This is a genomic window from Edaphobacter acidisoli (assembly GCF_014642855.1).
Taxonomy (GTDB): domain Bacteria; phylum Acidobacteriota; class Terriglobia; order Terriglobales; family Acidobacteriaceae; genus Edaphobacter; species Edaphobacter acidisoli.
Map to the genome: position 1 here is coordinate 1511252 of NZ_BMJB01000001.1, position 12087 is coordinate 1523338.

Annotated in this window: 11 protein-coding genes and 1 riboswitch; of the genes, 5 read left to right on the forward strand and 6 right to left on the reverse strand. The window is 56.1% G+C overall.

The genetic code is table 11. The annotated features are described in order from the left end of the window. The first annotated feature begins 11 nt into the window (after positions 1-11). On the forward strand, positions 12-437 hold the full coding sequence (locus IEX36_RS06130; RefSeq protein WP_188758380.1) for an NIPSNAP family protein: 426 nt from the start codon (positions 12-14) through the stop codon (positions 435-437). A 68-nt stretch (positions 438-505) separates the two neighbouring features. Here IEX36_RS06130 and IEX36_RS17700 read toward each other — a convergent pair whose 3' ends face one another. Together IEX36_RS17700 and IEX36_RS06140 are read right to left on the reverse strand one after the other, a co-directional pair. Continuing rightward, positions 506-1189, reverse strand: a complete 684-nt coding sequence (locus IEX36_RS17700) for a DUF3011 domain-containing protein (RefSeq protein ID WP_188758381.1) — start codon at positions 1187-1189, stop codon at positions 506-508. A 154-nt stretch (positions 1190-1343) separates the two neighbouring features. Continuing rightward, positions 1344-2225, reverse strand: coding sequence for an acyl-CoA desaturase (locus IEX36_RS06140; protein ID WP_229668967.1), 882 nt, complete (start codon positions 2223-2225; stop codon positions 1344-1346). A 286-nt stretch (positions 2226-2511) separates the two neighbouring features. On the opposite strand from IEX36_RS06140, the gene IEX36_RS06145 reads away from it, so the two are divergent. Continuing rightward, entirely contained in the window at positions 2512-5292 is a 2781-nt protein-coding gene (locus IEX36_RS06145) for a bifunctional YncE family protein/alkaline phosphatase family protein (RefSeq protein ID WP_229668752.1), read from the forward strand. After that, positions 5282-6193: a type I phosphomannose isomerase catalytic subunit gene (locus IEX36_RS06150; protein ID WP_229668753.1), complete on the forward strand. Its 912-nt coding sequence runs from the start codon at positions 5282-5284 to the stop codon at positions 6191-6193. The genes IEX36_RS06145 and IEX36_RS06150 overlap by 11 nt, the downstream gene beginning before the upstream one ends. 4 nt (positions 6194-6197) lie before the next feature. On the opposite strand, the gene IEX36_RS06155 is transcribed toward IEX36_RS06150, so the two are convergent. Further along, positions 6198-7070, reverse strand: coding sequence for an IclR family transcriptional regulator domain-containing protein (locus IEX36_RS06155; RefSeq protein ID WP_188758385.1), 873 nt, complete (start codon positions 7068-7070; stop codon positions 6198-6200). 236 nt (positions 7071-7306) lie between these two features. Between IEX36_RS06155 and pgi the strand changes: the two genes are divergently transcribed. Beyond that, positions 7307-8938, forward strand: coding sequence for a glucose-6-phosphate isomerase (pgi, locus tag IEX36_RS06160; RefSeq protein WP_188758386.1), 1632 nt, complete (start codon positions 7307-7309; stop codon positions 8936-8938). Positions 8939-9043: 105 nt separating this feature from the next. On the opposite strand, the gene IEX36_RS06165 is transcribed toward pgi, so the two are convergent. Both IEX36_RS06165 and thrC read right to left on the reverse strand, forming a co-directional pair. Beyond that, on the reverse strand, positions 9044-9325 hold the full coding sequence (locus tag IEX36_RS06165) for a MoaD/ThiS family protein (protein WP_188758387.1): 282 nt from the start codon (positions 9323-9325) through the stop codon (positions 9044-9046). Then, entirely contained in the window at positions 9315-10598 is a 1284-nt protein-coding gene (thrC, locus tag IEX36_RS06170) for a threonine synthase (RefSeq protein WP_188758388.1), read from the reverse strand. The genes IEX36_RS06165 and thrC overlap by 11 nt, the downstream gene beginning before the upstream one ends. 98 nt (positions 10599-10696) lie before the next feature. Then, positions 10697-10803: riboswitch (SAM riboswitch) on the reverse strand. A gap of 213 nt (positions 10804-11016) precedes the next feature. Between thrC and IEX36_RS06175 the strand changes: the two genes are divergently transcribed. Further along, positions 11017-11655 (forward strand): hypothetical protein, encoded by a 639-nt coding sequence (locus IEX36_RS06175; protein WP_188758389.1) that lies wholly within the window; start codon positions 11017-11019, stop codon positions 11653-11655. 29 nt (positions 11656-11684) lie between these two features. On the opposite strand, the gene IEX36_RS06180 is transcribed toward IEX36_RS06175, so the two are convergent. After that, positions 11685-12053: a response regulator gene (locus IEX36_RS06180; RefSeq protein WP_188758390.1), complete on the reverse strand. Its 369-nt coding sequence runs from the start codon at positions 12051-12053 to the stop codon at positions 11685-11687. Between the last annotated feature and the right edge of the window lie 34 nt (positions 12054-12087).

Here is a 12087-nt window from a genome sequence, read left to right on the forward strand (position 1 = left end):
AGGACATCCGAATGGACAGACGCAAACTACTGCAGATCATGGGTGCCACAGCAACATTACCCTTGCTAAGCATTACAGAAGCCAAAGCTCAGCAGGCAGGTACCGAAACGGTATACGAGTTGCGTATCTATCACACTTATGAAGGAAAGCTGGAGCCGCTTCTGAAGCGCTTCCGGGAGCACGAAACAAAGATATTCGAAAGGTTAGGAATGCATGGCGTAGCGTTCTGGACACCGACCGATGACCCACTGAAGGGACGTACCCTTGTCTACATGTTGCGGCATAGAAGCCGCGCTGCGGCCACAGAGAACTGGGCACGCTTTAGCAAGGACCCGGAATGGATCAAGCTAAAAGCTGAAACCGAAGCGAACGGGGCATTCGTCGAAAAACACGAATCGACATTTCTTGCACTAACAGATTTCTCACCAGTCCTATAGCTTGAACGGAGAAACAGGAAGCCGTGCTCTTTGGCACGGCCTTCTGGTCTCTCAATCGACATACATGCTCATCGGACCCGAAACTCGGCACGACAGCCACGGTCCACCCATAGGCCTCGACGATCTAATCCCCACGTCTGACCCTGGATACAGGGAGAACCGCTAATCTGGCGCGAGAGTCGAACATCCGCCCGTGGATCGACTGCACACCAGTTGCGACGCCCATCGTTTGACGAACAAGTAACAGTATTGAACGGCCGCGCTGCCACCCCTACAACAAATTCAGCACGGCAGCCTCGATCCACCCAGACAGCATTGCGATTGTAGCCCCAGGTCTGACCCTGAATACAAGGCGAGCCGCTGATCTGACGGGATAGCTGAACACCTCCACGGGTATCGACATTACAGAAATTGCGTCGCCCATCATTCGAGGAACAGGTAAGCGTCTGGCCAGGACCTTGGTTATTGACCCTAGCAAAAAACTCGGCGCGGCATCCGCGGTCCACCCATACTCCCTGCCGATCATAGCCCCAGGTCTGCCCTTGAATGCATGGTGAACCACTAATCTGGCGAGTCAGTTGGACACCTCCAAACGTATTGACACTGCAATAGTGACGGCGTCCATCGTCGGATGAGCAGGTCAGTGATTGGCCCGGACCATACATCTGCGCTTTTACGGACCGCGGGATCGTAATAACGGCGCATAATATCAGGGCCAGCGCAAGAAAATATACCTTCGACAAATAGTTCATTTTGCCTCATTTCAAAACGGAATTTGATCACGTGCGGACTGAAGCAACTTTCCGGTGCATGAGCATACAACTGGCGACTTTGTTTGTCGAGCAAACCAAAACACGAATGGCGCGGAGCAGTTGCTCCGCGCCATTCATAATCGACTCTGAAAGATTACTGAATGCCTGAAGGCTTAGGGTTAGCTTGATCGAACTTCGCAATCTGAACCTTTTCCGCCAGGCCGAGCTTTGAGAGCAGCCAGATGCCGTAATAGTTGGGATCGAACTCGTACCATGCAAGCCCGTGACGAGCACTGACCGGATGAGCATGGTGGTTGTTGTGCCACCCCTCGCCACCTGTCAGAATGGCGACCCACCAGTTGTTACGTGAGTCATCTTTGGTCTGGAAGCGTCGCGAGCCCCACATGTGCGTGGCAGAATTGACCAGCCAGGTAGCATGCAAACCAACGGTCACGCGGAGGAATGTGGCCCACAGAACCATGCCAAGACCCCCAATGATGCGATGACCAGGGCCGGCGAGTGCGGCGCCAAGAGCAATCTGCATAAGGCCCGTAATGATGAGCGGGAGATAGTGATACTTGCTCAGCCAGACATGAACGCGATCACGAGTCAGGTCAGGAGCGTAGCGGCCAAGCAGAGCAGTCTCCGAATGCAGCGCGCGGCCAGAGATGATCCAACCGGCGTGCGCCCACCATGTACCATCGTGGGGGGTGTGAGGATCTCCCTCATGGTCGGAGTTCTGATGATGAACGCGATGCGTCGCCACCCAGAAGATTGGCCCGCCCTCAAGCGCAAGGCAACCGCAGGCCGTGATGAAGTACTCGACCCATTTCGGCGTTTTGTAGCCCCGATGCGTCAACAGACGGTGATATGCCATGCCGATGCCGACATTGATGGCCATCATATACATGAAAGCCGCCATGGCAAGGTTCTTCCATGAGAAGAAAAATAAGGCCGCGATGGCCAGAATATGAAAGATGGTCATCGCTACTGCCGTGATCCAGTTGATGCGACCTTCCTGATGTTCACGTCCCATACGGAGGTCTTGCTTAATCTTGCGGACAGCAACCTCCGCAGAAGAAGTGGCGGCATGGTGCTGGGAAGAGGGAGATTGCACTGAGACTATTTCTTCGGGGCTAATCAGGGAGGTGCTCATGGAAGTAATCGCTGTCCTTTGAACTACAGCTTCCACGCTATCAGGGCCGAAGAAGACGCGTTGTAAGACTTTTGTAATGCCACACTACTGAAGATCTTGGTATTGTGTTCGGATGACACGAACGGGTCAGTTACTGGTAACTCTTCTGGTTTTCACAGGGTCAGTGGTGGCCACAGCGCAAACGATCGACTTGCCAACGGGCAAGGAGATTATTGGGCAAGTGCCGGGAAGCCCACAAAGATTGAACAGCCTGCCGATGTCGATGGCGGTATCGCCTGATGGCCGCTACGTCGTAACGGTAAACGCAGGTTATGGAACATTTGAATCCAATTACATGCAGTCTTTGGCGGTGATGGATACCCAGACAGGCAAGGTAACGGACTTCCCCGACGACCAGACTCAGGTAGGGGCCAAGCAGACGCTCTACTCAGGGCTAGCCTTCAGCCGCGACGGTAGACACGTCTACGCCAGCATGGGGTCGACTACAGACCCCGAGGGCACTGGCGCGAATGATGTGGGCAACGGTGTTGTCATCTTCGGATTCAACGATGGCCAGCTCACGCGCGAGAGAATGTTGAAGATTCCTCTGCAACAACTGGCTCCTGGTCAAACAACAATGGAGGTCGGTGGCGTCGCAGGTGACAAAGGCGTGCCGTTTCCTGCCGCACTTGCTGTAGTCGGAACGACTGGCACCGAAAAACTGCTCGTCGCCGACAATCTCTCTGACGACGCACTCCTGATGGACGCAGAGACTGGGAGAATCGAAAAACGCTTTGACCTCTCCGAAAGCTATGCTGTGCCCTCCACCTATCCTGTCGATCTCGTAGTCACTAAAGACGGCACGCGCGCATTTGTTGCGCTGTGGAATGCGAGTGAGGTCGTGGAGTTAGACCTAAAGCGTCTCGTCATCGCGCGCAAACTTTCTCTGCTGAAGCCACGCAGTCCCATTGCTCCCGGCACGCATCCCTGCGCACTGACGATCTCTCCCGATGGTCGTACGATGTACGTTGCGTTGGCAAACCGCGACGCGGTCGCTGCGGTTAACATTTCTGCTGGACGTTTTTCCGTGAAGGGGTACTTCGACACCAGGCTGCCCGGTCAAAGCTACTTCGGCGCTGAACCCGAAGCGCTAGCGCTCTCCGCAGATGGTTCGCGTCTCTATGTTGCCAACGCCATCACTGACGCAGTTGCCGTAATGGATACGCACAAGCTGACCAATGGTGCCGCAAAAAAAGGCCTAATCGAGCCGATCGGCTTTATGCCTACCGAATGGATGCCGATGTCGATGGCATTTACCGGAGACAAGCTTTACGTAGCTACAGCGAAGGGCAAAGGTACTGGTCCGAACAACTTCGCGCAGAAGTCTTCTGAATTAACAAAGCATCTGTCTTTGACACGCCGGAAAGATACCTACATCGCAACGCTGCTGTATGGCTCATTAGCCGTGGTAAACGCATCGGCAATCGAGCAGAACCTGTCGCAATGGACGCATGAGGTAGTTGAGTCGAACCGCATGAAGGCCGCCGCTCAGAAGATTGACTTCGCAAGCGGTAAAAACCCAATCAAACACGTTATTTACATCATTAAGGAAAACCGCACCTACGATCAACTCTTTGGTGACCTCACACAGAACGGCAAACCCGTCGGCAACGGCGACTCGAGTCTGACGATGTACGGCGCTGACATCACCCCCAACCAGCACGCACTCGCCCTGCAGTTCGGCGTCATCGACAACTTCTACGACTCAGGCGAAGTCTCCGGCGAGGGCCACACCTGGTCAAACGCCGCCATCGGCACCGACTATCTCGACAAAACCTGGCAACAGAACTACCGCGGCGACCAGCGCACATACGATTACGAAGGCATGGTCGCCGACGGGTATCCCATCCAGCAGAAGATCCCTGACGTTAATGAGCCAGCGAGCGGATACCTCTGGGGCGACCTCGCAGCGCACGGCAAATCGCTCTATCACTTCGCCGAGTACATCTCCTCAACCTTCTGCAACGAGAAGAATGCCACGATCAACCTGAACCCGCAGGAAGGAGCAACCTCAGGCAAGACCGCAGCCTGCGCACGCAAATTCATCAAGCCAGGTGAGAAGATCCCCGCCAACTGGGGTGGTGGTGTCAGCAAATGGCCCTGGAACATTCCCCTGCTCGCACGCAATGTCGCGACAAAGCCGGAGCTTGTAGGCCACTTCGCTCCAGACTATCCGGATTTCAACCTGCACATTCCCGACCAAATTCGCGTCGCGATCTTTCTTCGCCATTTCAATCAATGGGTTAAGGAGCGCGAGACTGGCCATGATGCCATGCCGGATTTCGTGATGCTTCGCCTGCCCGACGACCATACCGCCGGCACAACTCCCGGAGGCCCTTCGCCAAAGTCATCCGTAGCAGACAATGACCTGGCAATCGGACGCGCCGTCGATGCAGTCTCCCATTCGCCCTATTGGAATGACACTGCCTTTTTCATCCTCGAAGATGACGCGCAGAACGGAGCCGATCACGTAGACGCGCATCGGAGCATGGCGCTGATCATCAGCAAGTACGCCCCACATGGCAAAAACGACGGCGCGTTCGTCGACAGCCACTTCTACACTACCGTCTCGTTGGTGCGCACGATGGAGATGATTCTCGGGCTACCGCCAATGAACAATAACGACGCTTTCACCAGCGTGATGTCATCAGAGTTCAGTGGTCTGGGCAACCAAGCTGCTTTCACCGCAAACTATGTGAACCGCGACAATGGACTGATCTATACCGCAAACAAGAAAAACGCAGTTGGCGCAAAAGAATCCGCAAAGATGGACTTTACCCACGCAGACAGAGCTGATTCGTCGAAATTGAACGTTATCCTATGGAAGGACGCAATGGGCGACAAGCCGGTTCCGGCACAGTTGCTCATGCACTACAAAAAAGCACCTAAGGATGACGATGACGACTAGTATTGCGCCTTTTCGGTTGAAGCCGTGGTTTAGCGAAAGAGTCTGGGGCAAACGAGATCTGCGCCCTTGGTACGACAACACCGGAACGACTGAATTGGTGGGTGAAGCCTGGCTGACTGGGCCGCAGTGCCTTGTTGAAACCGGAGACTTTGCCGGGCGCGAATTTCAATCATTCGCGCCCGAGCTTGGTGGTGAGTTTCCCTTGCTCGTCAAGCTGCTCTTTCCCAACGAAAAGCTCTCCGTACAGGTCCACCCCGACGATGCCGAGGCTCGCGCCATGGGCGAAGTGCGCGGCAAAACCGAGTGCTGGTACGCGCTCGAAGCTGAACCCGGCGCTTACGTCTCGCTCGGCCTCAAGGACGACGTTGACGCGGCAAAGTTCCGCGCCGCCGTAGCCGACGGCACCGCTGAAGACCTCCTGCAGCAGGTTCCTGTCTCCACTGGCGACATGCTGTTCGTCGATGCAGGAACAGTTCACGCCATTGGGCCTGGTGTCGTCCTGCTCGAAACCCAACAGACCAGCGACGTCACCTACCGCCTCTACGACTACGGCCGTCCCCGCGAACTGCACCTCGAAAAGGGCCTTGCCGTCATGAAGACTAAAACCGCTGCAGGAAAAGTCGCGCCAAAACAGATCAACGGATTCACTCGCCTCATTGAACAGAAGTACTTCGCAGTGGACCGGTTTGAAGTCGCGGCCGGCGTTTCTACAACGGTAAAAATGGAAGGCCCCGGCTGCTTGGTCAGCCTAAGCGGCACAGGCACGGTCAAGACCGCAGGCAGTTCAGTAGAACTAGTTCCCGGACGAGCCGTCGTTATCCCTGTAGGAACCGGAAGCATCTTAGTCGAAGCCGCCACCGGGACATCTTTCGTCCGCTGCCAGGCTCCCACGATGGTTTAGCAGCCTAACGCAAAAAGACGCTCAACTCATTCGCAGCATTCCGCAGGTGCGGCAAAAACCGAGTCTGCATATCGAACACAGACATCCGTGGTGCGTTGCCGCTCAAATTAATAGTGGCAACCACCCGGCCCGACGGAGAGTAGACAGGGACAGCCAGCGAGCGCAGCCCAACTTCGTACTCCTGATCGCATAGTGCATAACCATTCCGCCGAATGTTGCGAAGAATCAGCCGCAACTTATCGACCGAAGTCACCGTGCGCGTCGTATGAGGAATCAGGTTGACAGTCGCCAAGTATTGTTCCAGTTGGTCGACAGGCAGCCAAGCCAGCAGAATCCTCCCCATGCTCGTGCAATACGCTGGCAACCGGCTGCCGATGTGCAGGTCCACAGCCATCACGCGCGACACACTTGTCCGCGCAATATAGACGATATCCTCGCCATCCAGCGTCGCCACTGAAAACGACTCATGCAGTGCAGCCGACATGCGCTCCAGAATAGGCTGCGCCGCGCTCGAAAGCGTGTTCGAGGTGGTGTACGTATGCGACAGGGTCAACATGCGGGGGCGCAGCGAATACCGCGTTCCATCCTCCGCACCTGCAAATCCCAGCTTCGTCAGCGTATAAAGACAGCGCCGGACAGCAGCACGGGAGAGGCCCGTCTTCACGCTCAACTGCGAAATTGTCATCTGAGGCGACTGCTGCGTGAACGCCTGAATCACCACTAGCCCGCGAGCCAGTGAGGTCATAAAGTTCGGGTCACCTGCAAATGCATCCAGCGCCGATGCAGGAGTCTGCTTCGAGGCTAGAGCAGGTGCAACGGCAGATGGCAAGCTTGCGGGCATAGCGGACGGAGCGGAACGGCGGGTGGTGACGTTCATTCTTGGCCCTTTCCCTGCTATCGGCTGGGGTCGGAACAGATCGTTCGATAGACGGACTATTATTACGATAAACGCACACCTTTATTTTTGCAATCTGCAAAACATCCTAGGCAGCATTTCCTCCTGTGCCGAGCGCTATGAGAAGATACACGTCTGCACTTCAAATTTTGTGGGTGCCCGGCCCCTCCGGATTTGCATCTATGTGAATAAGCAAACCAAACAATTAAGGAGAAGAGATGGCAGCGCAAACAGAACAGCTCGGCGACCGTCCTGCCTGGAAAGCACTTCAAGCACACGCTCAGCAGATTCACAGCAAGCACCTGCGCGAGTTGTTTGCCCAGGACGCTGCACGCGGCAAACGCCTCACCGTCGAAGCCGCAGGCCTGTTCCTCGACTACTCGAAGAACCGCATCACCGATGAAACCCTGAAGCTGCTCATCGAACTCGCCACGCAATCTGGTTTGCGCGACAAAATCGACGCGATGTTCCGTGGAGACAAGATCAACATCACTGAGAACCGAGCCGTTCTGCACGTGGCCCTGCGTGCCCCCAAAGACGAGAAGATCCTCGTAGATGGCGTTGACGTCGTCCCCGAAGTCCACGCTGTGCTCGACAAAATGGCTGCGTTCGCCGACCGCGTGCGCAACGGCGACTGGAAAGGCCACACCGGCAAACCCATCCGCAACATCGTCAACATCGGCATTGGCGGCTCGGACCTCGGTCCCGTCATGGCCTATGAAGCTCTCAAGCTTTACAGCCAACGCAACCTCACCTTCCGGTTTGTCTCCAACGTCGACGGCACCGACTTCGCCGAAGCCGTCCGCGATCTCGATGCAGAGGAAACACTTTTCCTTGTTGCCTCGAAGACCTTCACCACCCTCGAAACCATGACAAACGCGCACACCGCGCGCGCCTGGACGCTTAAGCGGCTCGGTGACGAAAAGGCCGTAGCAAAGCACTTCGTCGCCATCTCCACCAACGCCAAAGAAGTGGCAAAGTTCGGCATCGACACTGAAAACATGTTCGGCTTCTGGGATTGGGTCGGAGGTCGCTACTCGATGGACTCGGCCATCGGCCTCTCCACCATGATCGCTATCGGCCCAAACAACTTCCGCGAAATGCTCGCCGGCTTCCACGAGATCGATGTCCACTTCCGCACCACTCCGTTCGAAAAAAACCTCCCTGTCCTTCTCGGCCTGCTCACCGTCTGGTACTCTGACTTCTTCGATGCGCAGACGCAAGCCATCCTCCCTTACGAGCAATACCTCAAGCGTTTTCCTGCCTATCTACAACAGCTAACGATGGAGTCAAACGGCAAGCACGTCACGCTCGAAGGAATCAAAGTAAGTTACGATACCAGCCCCATCTATTGGGGCGAGCCTGGCACAAACGGCCAGCACTCCTTCTACCAGCTCATCCACCAAGGAACGCGACTGATTCCCTGCGACTTCATCGGCTTCTACAAGACGCTCAATCCGCTCGGCAATCACCACGACCTGCTGATGGCCAACGTCTTCGCGCAAGCCGAAGCTCTTGCCTTCGGCAAGACCGCCGAACAAGTCAAGGCAGAAGGCACACCTGACTGGCTCGTGCCGCACCGCGTCTTTGAAGGCAACCGCCCATCAAACACGATCCTCGCCGACACGCTCACCCCAGGACTCCTCGGCAAACTTATCGCACTTTACGAGCACTCGGTCTTCACACAGGGAGCCATCTGGAATATCGACTCGTTCGATCAATGGGGAGTTGAGCTGGGCAAAGTTCTCGCGCAAAAAATCGTGCCCGAACTCGAAAGCACCGACGAGCCGAAGCTGGCACATGACAGTTCTACCAACAACCTCATCCGGCTATATCGAAAGAACAAGTAGCACAAAAATGCCGTCTCCGGCGCAAACCGGAGACGGCCAGGAGCGTCGTACAAGCTCACCGCCGAGGCTAACTCGCCCGGTGAGTCTGCAGACATCGATCTGCCGCTATATCTTCCCACCAGCGATGGAGGGAATCAGCATCACCTCATCGCCATCCTTGAACGCATAGCTCTCGCCGCCGAGAAAGCGGATATCCTCATCGTTCACATAGATATTGATGAAGCGACGCAGTTTACCATCGTCGTCCTTAATCTGTGTTGAGAGCGCTGGAAAGGTTTGATCGATATCCGCCAGCAGGCCCGGTAAGTCATGCGCGGACGAGTCAAACTGCTTGCGTCCATCTGTGTGGCGGGTGAAAGCGGTGGGGAGTACAACCTTAATTGCCATGAATATCTCCTGCAACAGCTAGCTCCTGCGCGCCTTCCAGCTCTCGCAGATAGTCTCCGAAGTCTGCCAGTCGCGGACGAATCGCACGCTCTTCCGCGTAGTGGCCGACAAGCGAGTCGGTGGTCTTCAGCCCATTGCCGGTAATACAGGCAACGGTAATCTCGTCCGGCAAGATGCGCCCATGCGCATAAAGCCGCGCAGTCACGGCAGTCGTTACGCCGCCAGCAGTCTCGGTAAAGATGCCTTCGGTCTCAGCAAGCTCCTGCATGCCCGAGACAATCTCGACATCCGAAACATCCTCAGCCCAGCCTCCGCTGTCACGAATCATCTTCGCCGCGGCAGGCCCGTCAGCCGGATTGCCGATCGCAAGCGAACGAGCAATCGTATTCGGCTTCTGCGGCTGCACGTCCTCAGTTCCCTGCTTTACTGCGGTCGCAATCGGCGAGCAGCCAGTAGCCTGCGCTCCAAAGAAGCGCACGTGCTTCTCTTCGACCAGACCAAGATAAATAAGCTCCTGAAACGCCTTGCGGATCTTGCGAATCAGCGATCCGCCAGCCATCGGCACAACCACGTTGTCAGGCAACTTCCAACCCAGCTTCTCCGCAATCTCGTAGCCAACAGTCTTCGAGCCTTCCGCATAGTAGGGCCGTAGGTTCACATTCACGAAGCCCCACGTGTACTCGTCCGCAATCTGGCTGCACAGCCGGTTCACGTGGTCGTAGTTGCCATCGATGCGCACCAGCCGCGCGCCATACACCTGCGTGTTCAAAATCTTCGCGGCCTCAAGGTCGGCAGGCACCAAGATGCAGGCCTTGATGCCAAGCCGCGCCGCCTGCGCTGCTACAGAGTTGGCGAGATTGCCGGTCGAAGAACAACCAACCGTCTCAAATCCAAACCGCTGCGCATTGGCCAGCGCAACCGAAACAACACGGTCCTTAAAGCTGAGCGTCGGGAAACATACAGCGTCATTCTTCACATAAAGGTTCGTCGCGCCGATGCGCTTGCCGAGGTTCTTCGCATGAATAAGCGGAGTGAACCCCACAGGCAGGTCGGGCTGAAAGCCATCCGGAATCGGCAGCAGCGCGGCATAGCGCCAGATGCTCGGCGGCCCGGCTGCGATATTCTCGCGCGTAAAGATGCCGCGCACGGCGTCCAGATCGTAGGCCACCTCAAGCGGCGCAAGGCAGTCGGGGCACGCTGAAAGCGGCTGGTTGCCAAAACGCTTGCCGCAGTCATTGCACTTGAGCTCGTACCTGCTACAGGAGTAGTTCATCTCGCTCTCTCCGAGTGCGAAGCGGGAGCATTTTGACTTGTCTCTTGAGGTAGGCCAAGGAGGAGAATTGCGGGCTGGCCTTGATGGGCTAACTCCGAATCTCATGTTCCCTGTCTAACAGGAGAGAGTTGACACCGGTACGCCTTTGTTCTGTCCGGTTGTCGTGGCGTCAAAGGGCTCGTCCCTCAACCACTCTTCATGAAATTCAAATCTGCCGAAGCAGACTGGAATACATCGTTTGTAACACATACGGGTCAGCGCTGCAACTTGCTCTGTGCCTGAAAGTTGTATCGACCCGGCAAGCCATCCCGCGTGTACTGGTCAAACAGATGTCGCTGAGCTTCCACGGGCCAAGTTTGTCATTGGAGTCAACGCTCTCGGCAACGCGTGAGTGCAGGCTTCGGAGAGGGCTTCCTTCATGGAGATCAAATTCCTGTTTCACTGCGCAAAAGTATCCGCGGCAAGTGTCCTGATCGTAGGGCTTTCCTTCGCGCAATCCAGCCAGACCACAACCGCACGGACTGTACGAAAAAGCGGCAGCATCGTCGTCGCCGACCGCCAGAGCGCGCGTGAGGCAGGCTCAGGCATGGCCACCGGACGGCGGCAATACTCCCCCACGATGCAGACTATAGACTCGGACAGCTCCGCGCAGCGCAAAAACCGCGCCGACTTCCCCCGCTCGCTCAACTCCAGAAACAGCGCCCATGCAACCGAATCGCTGAACCAGCCGGCCAACGCAGCGAAAGGCGAAAACCCACTCTACGAAGACCATGGAAAATCCGGCACCAATCCAATGTACGAGTCCGGCAAGGATGCAATCGCAAAGCCGGATACGTCATCCAGCGGATATAAGGATGGCGAGGCCTTCGAGATGAGGAAGAGCGGCTCTTCCCAGCAGAGCGACCAGGGAACAACTGGATTCGATGCGCTCGCCCGGAAACACCCCGCAGGCGTCAAGTACGAGAACCGTACCGCCGCCGGACAGCAGTCAAGCACTTCCTCATCAGGCGAAACCGTCAAGCAAGACTTCGGCCAGGTCCAGGCAACCAAGAGGTGAGTTGATCATTTCTTCAACACGCACGAAATTTATGGGCAAATGTCCTGTACGCCTTGTGCGAAGGCCGCGGGATCAAACTCTGTGCGGACGATCTCGTCGGGACAATCGGTCTGAATGGCCACACGCCAGTTGCACACAAATGCGACGGTCTGCTCGGGTTGGGCCGTCTTGATCGCCGAACATAGATGTTCCGCGTCCTTAATTCCCTTCTCACCTTCCACGTCGATGAGCACAAGATCGTATTGGCGGCCCCAGAACATCACCAGCGCCTCCTTCGTGTCCAGCGTGGAATCCACATCGAAACCGGAGACGCGAAGAATCTGATCACGCAGAGGACGAAGGCTCTCGCGGTTACAGATGTGCAGAATCGTGCGGCTACTTCTGACGTTATCGTTCATAAAAACATTCTTTCCGGGCTCGATTACGCCTGAA